The organism is Pseudomonas sp. JV245A (assembly GCF_032424515.1).
In the GTDB taxonomy this organism is placed as follows: domain Bacteria; phylum Pseudomonadota; class Gammaproteobacteria; order Pseudomonadales; family Pseudomonadaceae; genus Aquipseudomonas; species Aquipseudomonas protegens.
This window is the reverse complement of the sequence record NZ_VYKE01000490.1, coordinates 1-624: the sequence shown is the minus strand read 5'-3', so window position 1 is coordinate 624 and position 624 is coordinate 1. Positions and strand designations below refer to the sequence as shown.

Here is a 624-nt window from a genome sequence, read left to right as displayed (position 1 = left end):
CTCGCGCCCCCAGGCGATCAGCGGGGAACTGCTGAAGCTGGTGCCGCCCCTGGAGGGCCTGATTGCCGCCGGCCAGAGCGCCAAGGCCGAAGTGCTGTCGCTCAAGCAGACCGACCAGACGTTCCAGTTGCTGCTCAAAGTGACCCTGGACAACGGCCGGCAAACCACTTTGCAGGCCACCAGCAATCAACCCCTGCCCCAGGGCACCAGCCTGGCGGTCACCCAACCCTCGGCGGGCAACCTGGCGATCACCGTGCAACAGGCCATCGCCTCCAGTGTCGCCGCCCTGACCCGCCTGGACACCAGCCAACTGCCCCCCGGCACCCTGATCCAGGCCAAGGTGCTGACCACCCAGATGCTGCCCCAGGGCACCAGCCAGCCGGCGATCTATCGCTCCCTGGTGAGCCTGCTCAACACCGCACAGAGCGGCGCCACCCTGAGCATCGAAAGCCCGCAGCCGCTGCGCATCGGCAGCCTGCTCAGCGCCCTGGTCTCGGATGCCCAGACCCTGAATTTCGTCCCCCTGAGCAGCCGTCAGGAGCAATTGGCCATCGCCGCCCAACTGGCCAGCCAGCAAAGCCGCCAGGGTTCCCTCAGTAGCTTGATCAACGCCCTGCAGAACCT

The 624-nt window shown here is 67.0% G+C and carries 1 pseudogene; it reads left to right on the top strand.

The features are described 5' to 3' along the window. A pseudogene (locus F6S12_RS32630) lies at window positions 1-624 on the top strand (flagellar hook-length control protein FliK); the annotation flags it as partial.